Origin of the sequence: Niastella populi, from assembly GCF_002078015.1 — a bacterium.
GTDB classification, from domain to species: Bacteria; Bacteroidota; Bacteroidia; order Chitinophagales; family Chitinophagaceae; genus Niastella; species Niastella populi.
Genome location: NZ_LWBP01000187.1, coordinates 76,570 through 98,804, shown reverse-complemented (window position 1 = coordinate 98,804; position 22,235 = coordinate 76,570). Strand labels below are relative to the sequence as shown.

Annotated in this window: 21 protein-coding genes; 11 read left to right on the top strand and 10 right to left on the bottom strand. The window is 46.8% G+C overall.

Translation table 11 applies throughout. The features are described 5' to 3' along the window. Positions 1 to 231 precede the first annotated feature (231 nt). The 9 genes from A4R26_RS16795 (at position 232) to A4R26_RS16750 (ending at position 7,939) form a co-directional block, all read left to right on the top strand. Complete coding sequence (locus A4R26_RS16795) at positions 232 to 1,005, top strand: glycoside hydrolase family 16 protein (protein WP_081165242.1); 774 nt, start codon at positions 232 to 234, stop codon at positions 1,003 to 1,005. Positions 1,006 to 1,353: 348 nt separating this feature from the next. Beyond that, positions 1,354 to 1,893: a phage tail protein gene (locus A4R26_RS16785; RefSeq protein WP_081165234.1), complete on the top strand. Its 540-nt coding sequence runs from the start codon at positions 1,354 to 1,356 to the stop codon at positions 1,891 to 1,893. 23 nt (positions 1,894 to 1,916) lie between these two features. After that, positions 1,917 to 2,456: a phage tail protein gene (locus tag A4R26_RS16780; RefSeq protein WP_081165229.1), complete on the top strand. Its 540-nt coding sequence runs from the start codon at positions 1,917 to 1,919 to the stop codon at positions 2,454 to 2,456. Positions 2,457 to 2,467: 11 nt separating this feature from the next. Next, positions 2,468 to 3,016, top strand: a complete 549-nt coding sequence (locus tag A4R26_RS16775; protein ID WP_081165224.1) for a phage tail protein — start codon at positions 2,468 to 2,470, stop codon at positions 3,014 to 3,016. Between the two features lie 32 nt (positions 3,017 to 3,048). Next, complete coding sequence (locus A4R26_RS16770; protein ID WP_081165220.1) at positions 3,049 to 4,197, top strand: ABC transporter substrate-binding protein; 1,149 nt, start codon at positions 3,049 to 3,051, stop codon at positions 4,195 to 4,197. A gap of 28 nt (positions 4,198 to 4,225) precedes the next feature. Next, positions 4,226 to 6,475 carry a T9SS type A sorting domain-containing protein gene (locus A4R26_RS16765; RefSeq protein WP_081165216.1) on the top strand — a complete coding sequence of 750 codons (2,250 nt, stop codon included), beginning with the start codon at positions 4,226 to 4,228 and terminating at the stop codon, positions 6,473 to 6,475. Between the two features lie 64 nt (positions 6,476 to 6,539). Then, positions 6,540 to 7,025, top strand: a complete 486-nt coding sequence (locus A4R26_RS16760; protein ID WP_081165212.1) for a hypothetical protein — start codon at positions 6,540 to 6,542, stop codon at positions 7,023 to 7,025. 332 nt (positions 7,026 to 7,357) lie between these two features. Continuing rightward, positions 7,358 to 7,642 (top strand): hypothetical protein, encoded by a 285-nt coding sequence (locus A4R26_RS16755; protein WP_081165207.1) that lies wholly within the window; start codon positions 7,358 to 7,360, stop codon positions 7,640 to 7,642. A 45-nt stretch (positions 7,643 to 7,687) separates the two neighbouring features. Continuing rightward, the gene (locus A4R26_RS16750; protein WP_081165203.1) at positions 7,688 to 7,939 is read left to right on the top strand and encodes an RNA recognition motif domain-containing protein; all 252 of its coding nucleotides are present in this window, start codon (positions 7,688 to 7,690) and stop codon (positions 7,937 to 7,939) included. Positions 7,940 to 8,009: 70 nt separating this feature from the next. Here the strand turns inward: A4R26_RS16750 and A4R26_RS16745 are convergent, their stop codons facing one another. The 3 genes from A4R26_RS16745 to A4R26_RS16735 all read right to left on the bottom strand — a co-directional run bounded on the left by A4R26_RS16745 (position 8,010) and on the right by A4R26_RS16735 (position 11,054). Next, complete coding sequence (locus tag A4R26_RS16745) at positions 8,010 to 8,768, bottom strand: ATPase (RefSeq protein ID WP_081165200.1); 759 nt, start codon at positions 8,766 to 8,768, stop codon at positions 8,010 to 8,012. Positions 8,769 to 8,818: 50 nt separating this feature from the next. Continuing rightward, positions 8,819 to 9,295: an acyl-CoA thioesterase gene (locus tag A4R26_RS16740; RefSeq protein ID WP_081165197.1), complete on the bottom strand. Its 477-nt coding sequence runs from the start codon at positions 9,293 to 9,295 to the stop codon at positions 8,819 to 8,821. Positions 9,296 to 9,485: 190 nt separating this feature from the next. Next, on the bottom strand, positions 9,486 to 11,054 hold the full coding sequence (locus A4R26_RS16735; RefSeq protein ID WP_081165194.1) for a family 43 glycosylhydrolase: 1,569 nt from the start codon (positions 11,052 to 11,054) through the stop codon (positions 9,486 to 9,488). 223 nt (positions 11,055 to 11,277) lie between these two features. Here A4R26_RS16735 and map point away from each other — a divergent pair, with 223 nt between their 5' ends. Continuing rightward, a complete protein-coding gene (gene map / locus A4R26_RS16730; RefSeq protein ID WP_081165192.1) occupies positions 11,278 to 12,042 on the top strand; it encodes a type I methionyl aminopeptidase in 765 nt (254 codons plus the stop codon). 460 nt (positions 12,043 to 12,502) lie between these two features. Continuing rightward, positions 12,503 to 13,516, top strand: a complete 1,014-nt coding sequence (locus A4R26_RS16725; protein ID WP_081165189.1) for a DNRLRE domain-containing protein — start codon at positions 12,503 to 12,505, stop codon at positions 13,514 to 13,516. Positions 13,517 to 13,613: 97 nt separating this feature from the next. Here the strand turns inward: A4R26_RS16725 and A4R26_RS16720 are convergent, their stop codons facing one another. The 7 genes from A4R26_RS16720 to A4R26_RS16690 all read right to left on the bottom strand — a co-directional run bounded on the left by A4R26_RS16720 (position 13,614) and on the right by A4R26_RS16690 (position 22,215). Next, complete coding sequence (locus A4R26_RS16720) at positions 13,614 to 14,873, bottom strand: RNA polymerase sigma factor (protein WP_242674932.1); 1,260 nt, start codon at positions 14,871 to 14,873, stop codon at positions 13,614 to 13,616. Next, positions 14,870 to 15,211: a YciI family protein gene (locus A4R26_RS16715; protein ID WP_081165184.1), complete on the bottom strand. Its 342-nt coding sequence runs from the start codon at positions 15,209 to 15,211 to the stop codon at positions 14,870 to 14,872. Before A4R26_RS16715 ends, A4R26_RS16720 begins: the two co-directional genes overlap by 4 nt. Before the next feature lie 9 nt (positions 15,212 to 15,220). Beyond that, a complete protein-coding gene (locus A4R26_RS16710) occupies positions 15,221 to 15,814 on the bottom strand; it encodes an FMN-dependent NADH-azoreductase (protein ID WP_081165179.1) in 594 nt (197 codons plus the stop codon). Positions 15,815 to 15,983: 169 nt separating this feature from the next. After that, the gene (locus tag A4R26_RS16705; protein ID WP_081165176.1) at positions 15,984 to 16,460 is read right to left on the bottom strand and encodes an LEA/WHy family protein; all 477 of its coding nucleotides are present in this window, start codon (positions 16,458 to 16,460) and stop codon (positions 15,984 to 15,986) included. A 246-nt stretch (positions 16,461 to 16,706) separates the two neighbouring features. Beyond that, positions 16,707 to 17,579, bottom strand: coding sequence for a PKD domain-containing protein (locus tag A4R26_RS16700; protein WP_133054711.1), 873 nt, complete (start codon positions 17,577 to 17,579; stop codon positions 16,707 to 16,709). A 91-nt stretch (positions 17,580 to 17,670) separates the two neighbouring features. Further along, a complete protein-coding gene (locus A4R26_RS16695; protein ID WP_081165168.1) occupies positions 17,671 to 19,353 on the bottom strand; it encodes a RagB/SusD family nutrient uptake outer membrane protein in 1,683 nt (560 codons plus the stop codon). Between the two features lie 24 nt (positions 19,354 to 19,377). Continuing rightward, complete coding sequence (locus tag A4R26_RS16690; protein WP_081165163.1) at positions 19,378 to 22,215, bottom strand: SusC/RagA family TonB-linked outer membrane protein; 2,838 nt, start codon at positions 22,213 to 22,215, stop codon at positions 19,378 to 19,380. Positions 22,216 to 22,235: the final 20 nt, after the last annotated feature.

Below are 22,235 nucleotides of genomic sequence, written 5' to 3'. Positions count from 1 at the left end.
AAATTTAACGATTGTAATGCACAGAACATCCACCATATTTCGCACATTTAAAATCTTTCTTAACTGTTATTTATATATCGGGTGTTAGTAAACGTTAATGTTGAAACATTTCTACCTGCATTATCCCTCTGCTGAAATAATATTAGCACCTGCAACTTATTACACTGGCATCATTTTCGCCGGTATGGGGCCACAATACGGTACCCTTTTTAATAACTTAAACTTTATCTCATGAAACATTTCGTGTATGCAATGGCGATCCTGGCGCTCGCGGCAGGTTGCAAAAAAAATTCAGCATCCGGCGAAGCGCTCTCCTCTCCTTCCCAAAGCGAAGCAGCAGCCAATGCGCGTGCTGCGGCTACCATTCAGTTTAGCGGTTATACGTGGACGGTCAGAAACAGTACCGGAGGCCCCGGCCCCAATGTTTTCAGCGGCAGCAATGCCTGGGTAGATGCCAGCGGAAGATTACACCTGAAGATCACTAAGAACACCGCTACCGGCCAATGGAGCTGTGCAGAGATCTACAGCACGCAAAACTTTGGCTTCGGCACCTACCAATGGCAGGTAGAAGGCGCCATCGATAAATTCGACAAAAACATAGTACTGGGTTTATTCAACTATTCAGGCAGAAATGAGTTCGATGAAATGGATATCGAGTTTGCACGCTGGGGCAACAATGCCTGGCCAAACCTGAACTACACCGTATGGCCTGCTGCCAGTGGTTACAGCACATGGTCGCATACGAAAAACTTCACACTTAGCGGCACTTATACCACGCAGCGCTTTACACGTACTCCCAATTCCGTGGTATTCAAAAGCATGGGCGGTTTCTATAACGATGATACCAACCTGTTTGAAACCGCTACCTGTACGTCACCTGCATCGAGCATCAGTACATTGGCCATGCCCGTTCACATGAACCTGTGGCTGTATGGCGGCAATGCACCTTCCGATGCCAAAGAGGTGGAAGTTATCATTCACAACTTCAGGTATACAGCAGGGTAAAGAGCGACTGGCAATACGGTACCGTATATTGGTCACATTATAATGAAACAGCAGAAAGGGTGCCTGGCCTGAGCCTTGCACCCTTTCTGTTTTTAAGCCATTCCCCCATAGCCCGGGCGCATTTAATAATATTCACCCGGCGGTTATCCGCCAACAGGATATTTCCCTTTACATACAAATTTCTGTCGTTCACCCACAAATTCCATATTGAAAAAACCGATATGAATACCTTTACGCATAAACGGCATTGGTTATAACGTAACGGCGCCGTATAAGCCGCAAACATGGAAAAATAAAAAGATACATTTTCAACAAACCCGGATACCATTAACAATACAACCTGATCTTATGGAAGGATTCATAGGCGAAATTCGTTTATTCGCACCCAATTTTGCTCCTAAGAACTGGGCTTTCTGCAACGGCCAGATCTTAGCCATCAGTCAAAACCAGGCTTTATTTTCCATCCTGGGAACAACATATGGCGGCAACGGCATCAATACATTCGCCCTGCCCGATCTGCGGGGAAGATCGGCTGCTGGGGCAGGTATGGGACCCGGTCTGTCGAATTATGGCCTCGGTGAGTTAACAGGTAATTTTACCAAAACGCTATATGCCAATCAGCTTCCGCCGCATAACCATACCATTACCGGCAGTATCAGTATGCCCACTATCAATCTTCCGGCCGATAGCGAAACACCCACCGGCAATTTTTTTGCCAATGACGGCAGCACAAAGTTCTCCGCACAACACGATGCCGTTACCATGAAACCGGTAAATGTAAACCTGGTTGCCAATGCGGGCGCCGCTGTGCCAGTCAATAACATGATGCCGTACCTGGCCGTCAACTACATTATTTGCATAATGGGCACTTTCCCTTCACGCAACTGATATCACCACTCAAAAATATAATTATGCCATATATCGGAGAGATCCGCATGTTTGCCGGAAACTTCGCCCCGCTTGGCTGGGCATTTTGCAATGGCCAGGAGTTGTCGATAGCATATTACGACGCCCTGTTTACCCTTATAGGCACTACGTATGGCGGCGATGGGCAACAGACCTTTGCCGTGCCCGATCTTCGCGGCCGCGCGCCCATTAGTGCCGGCCAGGGCCCCGGCCTTCCTACTTATGTATTGGGCGAAACAGGTGGAACCGAATCGAACACCCTTACCAGCAACAATATTCCTCACACCCACCTGGTTACAGGTACCGCAGGAATATTTGTTTCAGGTGAGGACGGGCGGCAGGTTTCGCCTGTGAACAATTATCCTGCAGTTAACGGCGACCACATTTATTCAACCATTGCCAACAGCCAGATGGCTGCTGCCGTAGTAAACCTTACTACCGGCAACGCGGGAACGGTTTCACCGTTGCCTGTCGATAATGTTCAACCCTGCCTTGCCATAACATACATCATTTGCCTCGAGGGCATTTTTCCAACAACCAATTAATTACCACCGTCATGGATGAAAATATATTAGCAGAAATAAGATTATTTGCAGGCAATTTTGCGCCCCGCAACTGGGCATTCTGCCATGGGCAGTTGCTTCCGATCTCTCAATATTCGGCTTTGTTTTCCCTGTTGGGAGCTATGTACGGCGGTAATGGTAAATCGACATTTGCCCTGCCCGACCTGAGAGGCCGGCTTGCTATCGGCCAGGGACAGGGGCCGGGGTTAACATCGTACGTACCCGGCGAGAGCGGCGGAACAGAGTTCGTTACGCTTGGGGCCGACAATCTTCCTTTACATAGTCATTCCGTATCGGGAACGGTTTCTATGGAATGTTATGCAGGTGCAGGTAACAGTGATACGCCGCACGATACCTTTCCCGCCATGCTGGAAGGCACAGATATGTATGCAACTGTCACCAACGGCAGTGTGATGCCCGCCATGCAGCATAACCTCACGGTATCGGCAACGGGAGGCACCGAAGCGATAAACAACCTGCAACCCGTTCTGGCATTGAACTATATTATTTGCATGGCAGGTACCTATCCCCCGCGTTCATAAATCAAATACTGAATACCCAATCAAAAAAGAATATGCCGGCTATTGGAATGCTTTTACCGGGTTCAACCTTGTATCCCTCCATAGGAATAGACTTCACCCGGGGCGTTCGTTCCTGTTTTAAATACCACGGAATACACGGCCTGGCGCTGCACCATTTTCCTATCGGATACGGTTTAAATGAAAATGATATTTATAAGCAGGCAGAAAAATTTTTGCTCACCGACGATGTGGATGTAGTGATCGCCTATGCAGATGACCACATTGCCAAAAAACTGCCGCCCCTTTTTGCCGCAGCCGGAAAATTGCTCGTCATCACCAACACAGGAGCGAACTACCCAAATTCATCGACCAGTTTTACCCATACCCTTTACCATTCACTGAACGACAGCCTGTATTCATTTATGACCGGGCGGCTATGCGGCCGGTTACCCGAACATAAACGGGCCGTCATGGCCACATCGTATTATGATGGCGGCTATCAACATTGCCATGCGATGGTAAATGCCCATGAACTGGCCGGTGGTGAAATATGTTTCAACTTTATCAGCCAGTCAAAAAAAGAAACATTCAATATCAGTTCCCTTGCGGCATTCATTAAAAGCCACCCGGCAGTAAATACATTGCTCTGCCTGTATTCAGGCGATATGGCCCATTGTTTTTACGAACAGATAGCCCCCTTGCAACAACAGCACCACCTGCATTTGTTTGGCTCGCCAATGCTGTTCGATACCACACCCGGCGATTTTGCCGGCACTAAACCATTTGTAAAACATATTAAAGGATATACCGGGTGGACGCCAACATTACCCAACTCACAGAACCAGGAATTTACAGCACATTTTAAAAAAGAGTATAACCGGGAAGCCAACCTGTTCGCATTACAGGGATGGGAAACCGCCTTACTGGTAAATAACTATTTACAACAATACGCCGCAGGCGCTTCGGTAATGGAAGCCGTTGCACGGTTACAACAACAACACGTACAAAGCCCGAGGGGCAACCTGTACCTGAATGACAATTATGCAGTAACAGGCCCGGCTTACCTGGTAAGCGCTACGGGCGCGATGAATATAAAGGTGGAAGAAACGGTTGAAGACCCCGGCCAGGCGTGGAAAGAAATGATAGCGCAGGTACCCGGTTCAGCATTTTCAGGCTGGCATAATACGTACCTGTGTATCTAAAATAAAATGCACTAACAAACCTTTATACATGAAAAAGTTCTACAAAATTATAAGCGCCTTTATACCTGTGCTGCTGCTTACGGCAGCCGGCGCCCGGGCGCAGAATAACCTCTCGGCCGGCGATATTGCTTTTGTAAGTTATCAAAGCAAATTAGACCTGACGAATATTGCTTTTGGCGGCACAACGAATTTCGAAGACCGCTTTTCGATCGTGGTATTAAAAAGCGGCGGGCTGGCAGCCGGTACGGTTATTTATTTTACCGACAGGGGCTGGAGCACGAACGCCAACGATTTTATTGCCTCAACAGAGGGTACTATAAAATGGATGGCGCCTGCGGGCGGCGTTGCCTTCGGAACCGAAATATATTTTATCAGCAGCTACGTAGACCCGGTTGTGAGCTGGAACGCATACACTACCGAAGCCGGCACCACTACCATCGGTGTGGTGACAACGGAAAGCGGTGTCAATTATATGGAAGTGGCTACCGCCGGTGACCAGGTACTCGCCTATCAAACCGGGCCTGCACCTGGCCCGGCCGGAACTTTTGATAATACCACCCGCCGTTTTATTGCGGCCATTCATGCCAATGTTGAATCGGGCGTTACAACCTATGCCAACTGGGATGGCGCTTCAGCCATCGGCCCCAATCAAAGCAGTGTGCCACCCGGTTTAAGCAATGGCGTCACCGCCATGTTATTATCACAGGCAACGTTACCCGCAACAACAGGGCCTGCCATAGAGCCCGATAATGGTAAATTAACTACCAACGTTTCCGCATGTAATACGACTGCCTTGTCCACAGCTGTTAATACCAGCAGTAGCTGGACGCTTAATAATAACGCCTTCCCTATCGGCAGCACCTCAGGCCACTCTACATTTACGTTAACTGATCCGGTAACTGTTTTATCGCATCCCGGCAATTCAACAACCTGCAGTGGTTCACAGGTTGTTTTTAATGTAACGGCCTCGGGCGCGGGCACTTTGACCTATCAATGGCAGGAAAGCGCCAATGCCGGTTTTACTTCACCGGTAACCCTTACCAATACAGGCGTATACAGCGGTGTGAATACAGCCAGCCTTACCATATCAAATAACACAGGCCTCGGCGGCCGTTATTACAGGGCGGTTATTACCAATACCTGTGGCGCCGTGAACAGCAATGGCGCGCTGCTTACTGCCAACGCAAGCACCCTGCCAACTACCGGCGTTTCAGCCACCCAGGCTATCACCGCGGGCAACAATGTATTTTTCAGTGGCTGTGCCATTATTGCTAAAATACTTCCTTCGGGCGCCAGTGCGGTTAGCGGCAATGTCACCAGCCGTGTCTGGATCGAAACCTCAGTGCCTTCCTATGGCGGTCAGCCATTTGCTGCCAGGCATTACGAGATCACCCCTGCAACGAACGCTTCGGCCGCAACCGGAACGGTTACGTTGTATTTTACCCAGGCTGAATTCGATGCGTTCAATGCCGCACCCGGCAGTACGCTCAATTTACCTACAGGGCCAGCCGATAACTTAGGTATAACCAATGTGCGCATAGGAAAATATACAGGCAGCAGCAACGACGGAACAGGATTGCCCGGTTCATATACTTCGGGCGCAATGCTTATCGATCCGGCCGACGCCAATGTTGTATGGAATGCAACAGACAGCCGCTGGGAAATAACTTTTGATGTTACCGGCTTCAGTGGATTTATTTTACAAACAGCCACCAGCGTGCTGCCGGTTAATTTAATTTCTTTCAGCGCGCGGTTAGCCAACAGCGATGCGCTGGTACAATGGAAGACAGAAGGCGAAATGCACAACGACTATTTCGAAGTAGAAAGAAGCCCCGATGGACAAACGTTTACAGCCTTTGGCAAAGTAGCCGGCAATAACGGGCATGGTGTTCAGCATTACAGTTTTACCGATAACGATGCCGCCCTGTTACATTCATCACAGGTTTATTACCGCCTGAAAATAGTAAGCACCACAGGCGAAACAGAATACAGCACTATTGTTACGCTGCCCTTACACACATCCGGTTCGCCCATAGTGAACGTGTCGCCCAATCCGTTTACAAGCCAGTTAAAAGTGAGGATCCAAATGCCGGAAGCGGCCCGCGTTGCCATCAGGCTTACCGATATTACCGGACAGTTGCTTACAACCCAATACATGAACGTTCCGAAAGGACAGTCGGTTATTCCGGTTACGGGGGTCAACAACCTTGTTCAGGGTATCTATGTTCTTACGGTGCAATTCAATGCACAGGTTTATACGTATAAAATAGTTAAATAAAAAAACAGGCATTGTTACGCCGGGGCGTGACAATGCCTTCCCTATTAAAGATTAAACACTTACTATGCGTCGTCGCGATTTTCTATATAATACCGGTTTATTGCTCCCTGCGCTGCTGGCATCACCGGCCCTTGCGCTGGCATCACAAAAAACGATAGATACCGAAATGCTTATCATACATGATGAAGCAACAACACCTGCTCCTGTTGCGGATGTATTTGACAATCTCGTGTTAACCGCCCGCCAGATGAATTGCCGCGAGATCATCGACCTCTCTTACACAAAGAACGGTTTTCTTGTTACTACAGCCGGCAACACCACATTTCTTACAAAAAAGATACTGGTTCATACATCGCACCGCATAAATGCGCCGCAGGCCTCAGTAGAGATCAGCACCGGCGGAAAAACTTTCCATCTTGAATATATGTCAGATAAAAAAAAGGTGGCGCCTGAATTCTGGTTCCTGAAAACCCAACAATTTCATGCAAACCGGGTAATGCCTTTTATAAACCGTAACCGGCATGCGGTGCTTTGCCTTTCGGGTTCATGACAAGCCCGCCTATTAAGTATCAAATCATTTATCCTGTTTTATATCAGTTTTCCGGCAACCGAAAATGGCATGGGCCGCGGTTGCCGCTTCGAACCGGGCTTCGAAAAATAAAAAAGTAGTCATTCTGCAAGGTATTCGACTGGCCAGTAAGCGCTTATTATATAAAAGTGTTTCATTTAAGCGTATGTGTGCCAGCTAATACAAATAATAAATTAGTTCGTTACCGTAATTAAGCATATCTTTCGCCATTGACTGTCTATTGTGTAATTCCCACCTCCCTTACTCTTACTAATACACTTTACCTGGTCAATTCTCAGTCTTTAAAAGAAACTATGATATTTTTAAAAGAACACTTACAAAAAAAGCATTACGATTGGGCGATCAAGCTGAATCATTCCACGGAAAACAATGAACCCGACCGGCGTTCTTTTAACCCGCTTAACGGTTACCAGGTGTTGTTTATCATCAACCACTTCGGTAAATCGATTGGCAGGTTAACCGTTACCGATGGGCTGCAGATCGAAGAACTTATTACAACACAACTGCCTTTCGAAACAAAAAGCGAATTGTCGGTTTTTAACTGGTTACGCGGAATTTATTTATATTATAGTAATTGAGCACCGGGGCTGCGGCCTGAATAACATTACCAATAAATAACAATTATGAACATACAAATATTTAATCTGAGTATGAATACAGAGGATCGTGATCTTAGAAGATTATTTTCCTCTTTTGGCAGGGTATCATCGGCCGAGGTAACGAGAGACAAATTGACCGGCCGTTCAAAACGTAATGGAATAATTGAAATGCCTATTGAAATCGAGGCCCGCCAGGCGATCGTATCGCTTAACAAAACATTGTTTGATGGCAACCTGGTTTCGGTAAGTGAATACCTGTTAAAACCAGAATGGTAGTGTGATACCATAACCCTAAGCCCGTAAATCGATTTTACAGGGCTTTATTATTTACAATAGATTTTGAAGATCAATACTTTTCAACAATGTGAAGCAATTCCTTTGCCGGAACCGACCTCACCTGCCCGTCTTTATCTCTAATGACCAGTTCCTCATCCATTTTAGCGCTGGTTACAACAAGCTTTTTCATTGCCTTTCTCATTCCCTCCAAGATCTGCTCAGAGAATTCATCAAGATAGATAGTTTTATCTTCCATAACTTTTGATTGATTTGAAAAGATATTCCAAAGTTCAGCGTTTAATATCAATTTATCTCCGTTCCCTGATCCCTTTGCAATTATATTCTGTTCTATGTCCATGTTGTCGATTACCGCCCAATTATCGACGATTGGCGCATATAAATTCAACAGGTTAGCTATTCCCCTGTAATACCGCCGCTCCACAACGTCATCAGGGATGTAATGTCCGCCCTTTCGCACTCTTTCAGTTACCCGTTGTTTTGCAAAATCCGGCGACATCAACCAAAAGTACAGCAAGGTTATTTTATAACCATTTGCCCTGGCCTTCTTTATTAATGACACATAGCTTCGGGTAGATAAAGTAGTTTCAAAAGCAAGATCTTCTTTTTCCTCCATCAATTGCTGAATGCGCCGAAGCATGATCCTGCCCGCTTCAAAAGCAACACTTTCCACGTTAAGAGGGGAAAGTCCGGCAGCTATGCCGTCTGCGTTTACAAACTCCCTGACCTTTAAAATATCTGGCAGTATGGTAAGGCTGGCTGTGGTTTTTCCTGCGCCATTGCAACCAGCAATTATGTACAATCGGGGCATCTATAATATGATTCTAATCTGTGAATACGTCGCCAGCAACCAATAATCACCTACATATACGGCTTCATCTCATCTTCAATATTCTGTCGCAGCGCCATTAATTTTCTGGCGTAATTCTCCATCTCGACTGCCGCAGGTGTTTCGGGCACCCATTTCGGTACCGATACTGTTTTGCCATTATCATCTACGGCCGCAAATACCATTACACAGTGCGTGGTTTTTATTTTGTCTTTACGCCGCGGGTTACCTGCCTGCACATTGATGGCAATATGCATACTGGAGTTACCGGTATAAATAATAGTAGCGGTAATTTCCACCATATCGCCGATAGAAATGGGCTTGAAGAAACGGATGCCGCCCACGTAGATCGTTACACAATATTGCCCGCTCCAGTTGGCTGCACAGGCATACCCTGCCTGGTCAATCCATTTCATTACCGCGCCTCCATGTACTTTGCCGCCGAAGTTGACATCGGAGGGTTCTGCAAGAAAGCGAAGGGTTACGGTATTACTGATTGTATCCATCATAAATGATCAGGTTTGACAGGCAAAATAAAATAAAACGCCCTGTAAATCTTTATTTACAAGGCGTTTTTATTTGAATTCATAAAATAATATCAAAATGCCCGCTCCCTGAATGGCCTACATGCGGGATGGATCTGTACTTCCCTTCTTAGCCGGCCCGGCGTTCAATACCCTCAGCGCCATAATATGGAGATCAGTCGCCAATAGGAATGGGCGTGTTGATGCCTGTAGCCGCAGCGGTCCCAAAATTCGGTGATCCATCTGCGTTCCAGGTCAATTGCTGCATCCGTGGCGTTCTGGCGCCATTGGTGGTGTTAGGCACGCTGCGTGCATGGTATACAAACCAGTTCGCGGTTCGTAACACCCCGTTGCCATCGGTATAACTGCTGGTAAAAAATCCGTTGTGGCCTGGCCCGTATACCGCATTGGCGTCATTTCTTACGAACACCTGCTTTTTGTTGATCCAGTCGGCTGCAACGGTGGGATTACCGCCGCTTTTCAATTGTATTTGCGCGAGGCAGTAATTGTCGCTGCTGTAACGGCTGGCAGAGTAGATAATAAAGACCGGGCTGCCGGCATCTTTTTGCAGCGCAATGGGGCCTTCGTTAACACCGGCGCCCAATGAGGCGGGTTCATGCCGCTCCCAGGTATTGGTAGGCGCAGATATCTGAACCCGGGGCCCGTTTATCGTCCATGGGTTCGACATAGTGGCCAGGTAAATGTATTGTTTATATTTCGTAGCTACATTTTCCCAACCCGACCATACGAAATAATTTTGGGTACCTATGGTAAGCACCGTACCATCGATAGCCCACTGATCGCTTGAGTCAGATATTTTTCCTTTGAATGTCCAGGTTCCGGTAGTGGGGTCTGCATTGGGATTTTCGAGTACGAACATGCGGTGATTCTCATCATTGCCATTGTCGGCGGCAAAATAAATATACCACTTGCCCGAGAGGAAAAATAATTCGGGCGCCCATAGATTGGATGAATAATTTGTACCGGAAGGCGGCGTAAAAACAAGGGTTTCGGGCATGGCCGCCAGTAACGACATGGAAGGCGTTTTTGTAATGGTGATCCTGTTGCCTTTGGTTGACAGGAAATAGTAAAACCCGTCTTTTTGCGCTACGAACGGATCGGGACGGCTGTTGTTGTTTATAGGATTCTGAAAATAGAGATTACGGAATTCAAAACGGTCCTGTGTGCCCGTTATACTGCTTTTCTGCCTGATCTTGGCGCCGGGCGTATTACTTTCCGGGTCCACAACCATTTTCATGCCCGTGGCCTTGTTGGTAAGGGTGAACACATTGTTACTGCCCGTATAAGCAATAGCCCAGCGTTGTGCATCGGAACCATTATCGGTTCCCTGCCGTAAAATGTCGCCCGAAACGGATGAGGGCGATTGAAGGCATTTGTTACTGGTTACGTTCACCAGCTTATAATAAGTAGCGTCGGTTTTTATGAGTTTCCATTTCTGGCCGTTATTGGGAAACCACCACCATTGCTGGATCTGGGCATTGTCGGCGGTAGTGTTGCCGGTAACTTCAACTACGGGGCCGGTGGGTACGGACGACAAACCACGGATACGGTAAACCGCGCTATCAATCAGCGTGCCCAACGGCGGCGCAGCCTCAACCGACACTTTTCGCTGATCATTTTCCAGTACATTTTGGGGAGCGGCACTATCCGAGATGGATTTCAGGCAGCCAACCGCAAGTAATGCGACGGCGAAACCGGTTGTGATATACAATTCTTCTCTCATAATGCAATCGATAGTTTATTTAGCAGGCAGTAAAATGAAATTATGACAGTTCAAAATAATGAATAGGTATTGCATGATCTGTTCATTTTTTTGTTGATTTGTCTCATGTCATTTTTTCTTCATCCGCAACCTGTTGGTATTGAAAAAATGAAGTCGTTGTCTCATTAATAAATTCTATATTTATAGACTGAATATTTTTATAGAAATTAAGGAGAAAAAGCATATGTCTATAACAAAAGAAGCTGAATTGTCCGGGATGCAAAAAGTGAGTGAAGCGGTTGCATATACATTGAAGGAAATGCGGGATCATGCCCAACCGGGAATGAGCACCAAAGAACTGGACGAGTTCGGGGCTACCGTACTGGCCCGCTTTGGTGCAAAGTCGGCGCCTTACAAAACATACGGTTTTCCGGGTTATACCTGCATCAGTGTTGACAATGAATTTTGTCATGGCGTTCCTTCCGTTAAACGAATTTTAAAAGAAGGCGACCTGATCAATATCGATGTATCAGCCGAACTGAACGGCTTTTGGGCCGATAACGGCGGATCATTCGTATTGGGTAACGACATTCATCAGCATCAGCAACTGGTGAATGCGTCAAAAGAGATCCTGCAAAAAACGATCAGCCATATCAGCGGCGGCGTAAAAATCGCCGACATAGGGCACCTGATGGAAACCGAAGCAAAAAAAAGAGGTTTTAAGGTAATTAAAAACCTGGGCGGCCATGGCGTTGGAAGAGGGTTACACGAAGAACCCACCGAACTGCTTAACTACAGGAACCGGCAGGATATGCGGCGGTTTAAAAAGAATTCGGTTGTAGCTATCGAAACATTTATTTCTACCGCTTCTATATATGCGGTAGACGCTAAAGATGGCTGGACTATGGTGGGCAATAAAGGCGGTTATATGGCGCAGCACGAACATACCCTTGTGGTCACAGACGGCATGCCGCTTATTTTAACAGAAATGAATGAAATATTTAATTAGGGAATATCTTTTAACCGCAGGAAAGGCTGTCTCAAAAAGCAATTTTAGAGGCAGCCTTTTTATTTAGAATATTTTCCTGAAAACAAACCTGCATTTTGCCGATTCACCCATTTTGCATATGTTTGTTAGCGTTATACGGAAAACACGTAACCCGAAAACACCATATCAACCCAATTCATCTTTTCGGGATCCGGACAAACAGACATTCTCCACTGTTAAGAATCGTTCTCCACTGTTAAAAGGTCAATTTCATCAATATACACTTTGCCGTGTAAGTTGATCTTATACGAACATATTTCCTGCAGGCATTCCTGTGGGCTGTAATGTCAGCCTGCCGCCCCTGCATGTACATACGATACCTATTATTAACCTTAAAACTATAAAAATGTAACAACCAGACCTACTATTATTTACACTTTATCAGACGAACATTATTAAACCAACACTGAACTATTATTGTATGAAAAAATTAAATCAAACAACGCTCCTGTGCATGCTAGCCATGCTTATATCCGCTACCGGCTATAGCCAGGTAACACAAACCGAAATGACCTTTCAACCCGATGCCTGCCGTGGTATAGACACAAGGGTTCAAACCGTTAACGGTTCGCCTGCTTATGCCAATACCAACTATGGCTCAACCGATCAGCTGGTGTCCGCCGCCTGGACCTTCTCGGGGCAGGTGGGTTACCTGAGATCACTGATCGATTTCGCCGACCTGCAATACATACCGCAGGGAACCACGGTATCTTATGCTTACCTTTCATTATATGGCGTTCCTTCATCTTCTGCCATTTCATTGGGAAGTTATGGCGCCAATGCCTGTTATGTTCAACGTATAACATCGCCATGGGCCGAAAATACGGTAACATGGAATACACAGCCCTCCACTACAACTACCAACCAGGTTACCTTACCCGGTTCGGGCAGCGTACAATGGAACTATCATGTTATCGATCTGAACATTACCGCCCTGTTACAGGATATCATCAATTTACCGCCTGCACAGCGTTATGGCTTTTGTATCAGGTTGCAAACGGAAAGTTATTACAGATCTATGTTGTTTGCCAGCAGCGACAATGCCGATGCTACCAGACGCCCCAAACTGCGTATCGGCCTTAACTACTGTTCATCTGCAACTGCAAGAACGTTTACACCTCAAGGCGATGTACCTGCCAGCGATATCCCCGATGTGGCCGGTAAAGTGCAAAATGCCAACTCACCGCTGGTAAGAACAAGCTTACAGTCGGGTACAATGAAAGTAGATTACGAATTAAACAATGAAGGGAAGACCGTGTTACAGATCGTAACGGTGAACGGCGCAATATTGCAAACGATAAATGTAGACGGCAGTAAAGGAAAACACACAACAACTATACCTCTTGATAGTGAAGTTTTGAAAAACAGAATGGCGATCCTGGTGGTAAAACAGGGTAATGGCGTTACATCGCATCCGTTCATTATTTCTCAATAAGCAGTATATCAATAAAGCCCCGTTCCGGATAAAACGGAACGGGGCTTTATTTTATTTAAATTACCAATTTTCAACAGCGGGCCAACCGTACAGGAGATCACCCGCCATTTTTATTTTCCAGTTGTTCTATCTTTTTCTCCAAAACGCGCTTTGCCGCTTTTGCCCTGGTAAGCTGCACTGCTTTGCGGTAATGACCGATCGCTTCACCGGGGTCTGTCGTTTCATATAGAAAACCCAATAATTTGTGGTATTGATCGTTACCGGTCAGCTTTAGCTTCGCGGTTTCCATGATAGCTTTCTCATGGCCATATACTTTTGAAATGGCAAAGGCCCTGTTCAATGCCGTTACCGGCGAATACTCAATAAGGATAAGCTGGTTATACAATTGCAGAATATGCGGCCATTTATTTACAGCCGCCGGGTTGGTATGCCAGTAAGCTATCCCGGCCTCGATGTGATACTTCGATGCCTGGTTTCCCTGGCAGGCAAGTACAAAATAGTAGTTGCCTTTTTCAATGAGGTCTTTATCCCATAAGGTGGGGTCCTGTTCGTCAAAAAGAACTATTTCCCCGCTGTTGCCGGTGCGTGCATCAAGCCGTGAACTTTGGTAACACATGAGCGCCAGCAGCGCTTTGGTCTGTACCGTACCGGTTAGCGGGTTTTCTGTAAGCACCAATGTCAGTCGAATCGCTTCTGCGCACAATTCATTCCTGATCAGGTGATCATTGGTTTTCGAAAAATAGCCTTCATTGAATAAAAGATACAGGGTTTTCAGCACCCTATCGAGGCGCTGGCTGATATCGGGCCCACTCAGTGCTTTGATCTGAAAATGGCTGTTACGCAAACTGGTTCTTGCCCGTTGCAGGCGTTTTTTGATGGTCTCGATATTTGTAAGAAATGCATTGGCAATTTCTTCCACCTTAAAACCGCAAAGGATCTGAAGGGCGAGGCAGATCTGGCTCTCCGTTGAATTACCCGGATCACACACCGCAAAGATCATGGCCAGCTGGCTATCGCTGATGTGCTCACCGGCGAACTCAAAACCGGGTTCAGGCGCCGCCTCATCGGGTTTGAGATTGCCCGCTATTTTCGTTTCAAAAAGCGTTACGCGTTTCAGGTGATCTTTGGCGTTGTTTCTGGCAACGGTATACAACCAGGCGGCCGGGTTTTCCGGCACGCCATTGGCGGCCCAGTGTTCCGAGGCCTTCAGAAATGTATCACCAATAATATCTTCAGCGATCTCAATGTGTTTCAAGCCAAAATGACGGCATAATACAGCGATCATCTTCCCGTATTCCTGCCTGAAAAGCTCACTCAGCAGCCCGTTACTATTTAATTGTTTTCCGTTCAGGATCACTTACGTTTTATGACTTCACGCACCTCGATGTTTCCGCCAAGTTTGAAGATGGGGTTTTCTTTAGCCATTTCCACCGCTTCATCGATGGTTTCCGTTCGAACGATAATATAACCCACCAGAAACTCTTTTATTTCAGTATATGGCCCGTCAGTGACCACATCGCCGGGCCGTACGGTTTTAGCGCTTCCCGGAAACGGCGACAGTGTATTGCCCTGGTCAACCAGCTTATTCTGCGCGGCAATACCGGCCAGCCAGTTGAGGCGTTCCTGGATCTGTTCCGCCGTGGGTTTAAAGTCTCCGATGTCTTTCAACCTGAAAATAAACATAAACTCTTTCATACGCTGTAGTTAAATGCTTTGGATTATTTCTTCGTAATTCACGGTAACATGCTGTTCAGCGGTACCCTCCACGCGGTAGGTGCAAACGTCGGTAATGCCTGTATAGGCGCTGAATACCGCTTTTATATAAGATTCTACAAACTCGTATGCTTCAGGCCAATAAGATAATCTTCCGCCTGATGCTACGGCTAAATATACTTTTTTATTCAATAAACACCCCGTTCTGGTGCCATCTGCATTGTAGGTGTAGGTGATCCCCACGCGCACCAACTGGTCGATCCAGGCTTTTAACAGGCCGGAGATGCCAAAATTGTACATGGGCGTACCGATAACGATGATATCGGCCTCCTTCATTTCGTTGAAGATGGTGTCGGCATAGGTGAGCAATTGTTTTCCCTTTGCGTCGATCGTTTCCGGAAGTTTATAGAACTCCCCCACCAGCGCTTCATCTAATAAAGGCGGAGGCGATTTGCTCAGGTCGCGTTCCACCACCGTACCGATCTCATTTTTGCCGATAAGTTTTTGAATGATCGCCGTACCAAGCGCCCGGCTGTAAGATCGCTCACCCCGGCCGCTGGAAATAATGTGTAATGCCCTTTTCATGTTTTTGATCGTTGTTTGCAGTATGACGACCGGGTATCAAAAACGGGGACATGTTGGAGAATTTATTTTTATAACGGGTCAGCCTCAAGGTCGCCGGTTATATTCCTTAGAACCTGGATGCAAAAAAGCCGCTACTGTTAAATAGCGGCTTACCTGCAAAGAAGATATATTATTTAGAAACGATGGCGCGCAGGCGGTCGAGGTTCTGCATTTGTTCGTACCGGATAGGAACTTCTTTTGAAAAACCGGATCTTTTTACAAATGCCCGGCCTTCGATACGCACCAGCGCTTCTTTCTTTTTATAAAGTTCGCTCTGGTTTTTAATTGCGTTGATATTGTCCATTTTAATAGTCACAGGCAGTACGAACTCAGCCCTTTTTCTTACCTGTACACTTTCATTCAATTGAAAACTTCCAAAATATACGTTGTCGACATACACCTCACCCCGGGCGGCAGTCAGCTGAATACCAAAATTGTTGGGGTTATAATAGATCATGTCTGCCCCGGCGGTTGTTTTTAACAACCCTACATCAATAAGCCGAACAGCACCGATATCCCTGAACTCAGGTTCGCTGACCTCCCTTGTGGTTGTACATGCCGAAAAAATTATAACAATTGCTAACAGGAATGTAGTAATAACTCTCATGTTAATGATTTTAACAGTAATAAACGAATGGCTATTATCTGACCTGGAATAATCAGGCCGGTTTAGGTTAACGGTTTCAGAAATAACATTTTAACAATGCTTTGATAACCCTCAGCAATAAAAAAAGCCGCTCCGGGGAACCGGGCGGCGCTGTTTTAACTACTGCTTGCGTATTCTCTGCGAAAAGAATATAAGTTGAAGAGTTTACTGGTTAACAAGTTAACCCGTCAACTCTTCAACTACTACTCACTCCTGTATTCTTCGGAAATCGACATTCGTGATACTGATGCCTGGTGTACTAAAATGGCCGTTTGGCGCATTACAGCCCATTTTGATCACCGTATAAATGGTACCGCCTGCACCAAACACCACATCCACCGTTCTGGTTCCGTTGAAGGCCGTCCAGGTACCCCAGTTGATCAGTCCGAGCTTTTTATTATCGGTATAATCTTTTCCGTCTGCAGGCACTGCCTGTCCAAAATATAACTCCAGCCAGGCATCCTGCGGCGCGCCATAAGATACGTTCATGGTGAACCGGTAGGTTTTATTGGCCACCACCTGCACCGGCTGGTAAATGCCGCCATTAACCGATGCCGTTACCGGTTTGGCAGCCGTGGTTGCCGTATAGGCATTGTTGGCCAGGGTCCACACGATCTTGTTGGTCTGCGCATCGTACCTGCCCCAGAACTGATCGTCGCCTGCATCCATTTTTCCACCCCTGATCAAATTATCGTATGCCGGATCATTTTTGGTTGTGGTTACACTGGCAGGTGTTGCACTATACAATTTGCCGCGTTTATCGAGGGCCTGCATTTTTATGGTGTATGTGCCGGCGAGGGGATAAAAAACGGTATCCGATGTTTTACCCATGGCGGCGCCACTCCCCTTGCCTACATCCCATCTTGTACCAACACAGTCGCCCTTTGTGGTGTTGGTGATAACAAATTTGGTATCGTTGCCGGGTACCGCCGTTACCGTAAATGTGGCAGCGAGGCTATCAACCGGTGCATAATCTTCATAACTGTTATTCGATTCCTTTTTACAACCGAAAACGACAAATACGCCGAGGGCCAAAGGAACCACGAGTTTGTATATTTTGAAATTCATTGATGACTTCATGATCATGATTTTAAGAGTATTAAAACGACGGAAGGCACAAGGCACAAGGCCGAAGGCCGCGACCTGTATTCGCGTTAAGCCTTCAGCCTTCTCACCAGCCTGCATTCTGGTCCCAGCCGGTTTTGGTGATCTCACTTTGCGGAATGGGATACCAGTTCATTTTCGACTGATCGAATACCCTGTCCTCCAGTTTTGACGGCGTATATACAAAATTCGACCCGTTCAGCGTGATGGAAATGCTTCTAACCGGGTTGGCGAAAACACTGCCTCTTTTCCACCGGCGTACATCCCACCAGCGATGTCCTTCAAAACCCAGTTCCACCCTGCGCTCATGCACTATGGCATCAGGCGTTATATCGGTAAGCGCAGGCATGGCGCTGCGGGTTCGCACCCTGTTGATCGCCTGTAAAGCCGTCATACCATAACCCAGCGGATCGCCGGCAGCGCCATAGGCGTTATACATTGCTTCTGCATAGTTCAGTAACACTTCGGCATACCGCATATACAACCACTGGTGCGTGGTAGTGGTGTTATTGAGCAGGTCAACGGTTGGGTTAACGTATTTCGCCAAATAGTAGCCGGTTTTGGTAGCGTTCAGTTTTGGCTGACCGCTGTTACCGCCATAATAAGTTTGAATGGTGGTTGATTTAAACGTGGCGCCATTGGCGATCACTGTTGCGGCCAAACGGGGGTCTCTGTTTACGTACGGATTGGCGGCATGTGTTGTATTGTTCCAGTCGAATGGTGCAGCCGTGGCGCCGCTCTTCACTTCAAACTCATCCACAAAGTTCTGGCTTGGGGTAACGCTGTTGCCGTTGCTGCCTTCAAACACCAAGGGAAAATTGTTTCTTTCTAAACCATTCTGGGCGCCATAGCGTTTGAAAAAAATAGCCTCCACCGAGGTGGCATTGGTTGCGCCGAACACATTGGTATAGGATGCATCGAGGTTAAAGATGTTCATCGCTATTACCTCTTGGGCGGCGGCGGCCGCATCGGCCCAGGTATAGGTTGATCCGGCATCTTTAAACAATGGACTGGCAGCATACAAGATGGCTCGTGACTTAAGCGCTTTGATGGCGCCATTGGTGGCCCGGCCCGATTCGTACCAGCTTGTTGCCGCACTGGTGCGTACACTATCGGGTATAATAACCGCCGCCTGATCGCATAGTGAAACGATGTATTTAAAGCAGTCGTTTACCGGATCCCTGGCGAGGCCCTGCCAGGTACCTGTTTCATTATAATCCAATGACTGATCTATTATTGGAACAGCGCCATATCGCTTTACCAGTTCGAAGTAAAAGAATGCTTTCAGGAAATAACATTCCCCCACCATGAACTGAAGGTTATTTACCGCGCGTTTATAAGCCGTAGAATCGTTATTGACGATACTATTGGAGATCGATGACAGATCTACTTCATGCCTGCGCTTCAGGAACAGGTTGGCCTGGTAAATGCCATTGAAGTAATTGCCCCATACGCCATCGGGGTTATTGAACTGGTTCCATACGCCATAATTGAATGTATGCGAGCGGTTATTTACATTGGTATGGTAGGCATCGTCGGTGGCCGCTTCCATATCCATCCAACCGAAGCCATCGGGCAGATAGCTATATGCATTCCACACGATACCCTGGATGTAATCGTATCTTTTATAGATGAGGTCAACCGGCATATCGGCCGGGATATTTTTCACATCCAGGAAGTCTTTCTTACATGAAGCGAGACTGAATGCCGAAAAAACGATTGCTATGATGATATAAATATTTTTTTTCATCCTGTAACGTTTCAAATGATCGTTCTAAATTTTTACTTTAACACCGGCTGTAACTGTCCGCATCAACGGATAACCCATCGACAGCCTTTCCGGCTCAAGCCCTTCGATCTTTGTGCTGATAAGATTGTTACCGCTCAGATACACCCTGATCACATCGAGCTTTCTCAGGAATCCTTTTGCCGGAAGCGTATAACCCATTTCAACACTCCGTAATTTGATGAAGCCGCCTTTACGCAGCCAGAAATCGGCCTGCTGGTTATTATTGTCGTTCACCAGTGTCGACAATCTTGGGGAAGTTGCCGAACCGGCGGTTTCCGGCGTCCAGGGATTGTTGGAAAAAACCGTGATGTTATTATTGTTGGCCAAAGGATGCGTATAATCAAACGCATCATCGAGCAAACTAACGGTGCGGTTGGTTACCGCCTGAACGAATGCATCAAAATCGAAACCTTTATACTTCAGGCCCACATTAAAGCCCAGGGTGATCTCAGGCAGCTTTGCGAACTGCAGGGGCATTTTATCATAATCGTTGATGATACCGTCTTTGTTCACATCAACATATTTCAGATCGCCGGCACGAACCTGCCCGTAGGTTGATTTTACAACACCGGGCAGCAGGTTGCCGCCGGCATCGAAATCCGCCGCCTGGTAAAAGCCTGCGCCCTGCAATGCCCTGAACTGGTTTATCCGGTAACCTTTCTGGTACAGGTAATCATAAGGCTGTACATCCTCGGCCCTTTTTGTTATTTCATTGCGAGCATAGGAGAAAAATGCGCCGGCATAATATTCAAGATTTGAGGTTGTTTTATCGCGGTACTGCAGCGCCGCTTCCATTCCCCTGTTTATCGCTTCGCCGGTATTGGTGCTTCTGAGGTCGAACCCTGTATAGGCAGGTACACCTACGGGCGCCTCCAGGATTCCGGTGCGTTTTTCCCTGAATACATCGATGGCAGCGGTTAACTTTTTTAACAGTGTTACATCAAGACCGATATTGGCGGTTGTTTTTTCTTCCCAGGTAAAGTTGCTATTGGGATAAGCGCCTTCGGAACGGCCGCCATACGTGGTATTGGTAGTTCCCAATATGATACCACTGCCGGTTATACCCCAGCGTTCATATAAGAAACGGAAGTCTTCATTCGTGCTGGCCGTTACTCCATATGAACCTCTTACTTTCAGAAAGCTGATCACTTTGTTGTTCTTCAGAAAAGCTTCATTACCGGCTACCCAGCCCAGGCCGATAGCAGGGAACAAACCAAACCGGTTCCCTTCCTCAAAATCGCCCGAACCGGCATAAGAGAACGACAGATCGGCTATATACTTTTGATCATAGTCATATGTAACGGCGCCGCGCAAACCCTGTTCTACAACTGAATAGAACTGGCCATCATGATCATAGTTTGAACGGCTTGCCTGTAACAGACCGGTGAAGGTGCTTTTACCAAATGTGCGGTCGTAGTTAAATCCCAACTGCAGGGTATTCCTGTTCCAGTGGTCATTACCGCCATCGGTAATGCCCTGGCTTACATTACCCAATACTTTATACACCACATTGCCGCCGGCATCGAGCACCGGGTTGTCATATGCATCTTTCGATACTTCAACCGAAGGCACGGTAAACCTTTTTTCATACACACCGATGTATAAATTGGTGAACGAAAATCCGCCATGGAATGATAATCCCTTAACAATGGCGTCGAGTTTTTGATTGAAGCTCAGGTTGGTGCCAAGGCTTCTGGTATGCGAACTGTAAATACCGTTCTGTCTTAATAACTGTACGGGGTTAAAATTATATACCGCACTGTTTCCCCATACGCCATTCACATGTTTTACGGGAAATGCAGCGGCCGGTATTCGTAACAGGTTAGAGAAAAGTGAGGAAGCGGTAAAACCGGCGGGGGTATAACGGTCTTCAGTAATGCCCGACACCGTTGCTTTTACCGACAGGTTATTATTCAACTGCACATTTACATTTGCCCGCAGGTTAAGCCTTCTGTATCTGGCATTGGTTCCAAAATCGATATCTATATCATCGGCATTTTTATAAGCGCCACGGAAATCGGTATAACCACCCAACACAAAAAACCTGGCCTTGCTGTTACCGCCACGGAACGACAGGCTGTGGTCCTGTGTGGCGGAACTATTGGTCAACACCTTATCATACCAGTTTACATTGGGATGAAAAGGATCGTCGCCGGCCCTGTAAAAATCAGGGTTATAATATTTAATGGGCAATCCATCGTTCTGTAACGCTTTGTTGTAAGCTGTAACATAACCGTATGCATCCATTACTTCCGGCATGGCTATCGGCCTCAGGTTACCATACCTGCTGTTGACCTCTATTTTAGTTTTGCCGTTTGTGGTGCCTTCTTTGGTGCGAACGCTTAAGATACCGGCGCCGCCATCGAAACCATAGATAGCCAGGGATGCAGCATCTTTCAATAAGGTTACCGATTCAATTTCAAATGGCGACAGGGCCGCCAAAGCATTTAGGTCGACCTGGAACCCATCGAGATAAACACCGATGGCATTACCGGCTACGTTCCAGCTGCTTTGCCCGCGCAGGTATAAAACAGGGTTGTCATAACCGGGCTCACCCGAACCGGTGGCTACCGTAAGGCCCGGTATTCTGCCCTGTAAGGTGTTCAATAAATTACCGGCGTTCGTTCTTGCCAGTTCTTCACCGGTAATGGTAAAGACCGCGCCGGTATTCCGCCAGCTTTGTTCATTTCTTATTCCATGGTCAATGACCGTAACCGGCGATTTCACAGGTACTGTGATCGTATCCCGGTCCGTTTGTGCCGTTGCCGCGGAACCGGAGACCAGGGCCAGGCAGGCAATTAGTTTTATATTTTTACAATTCATTTTTTTCAGGTTATTCGTTC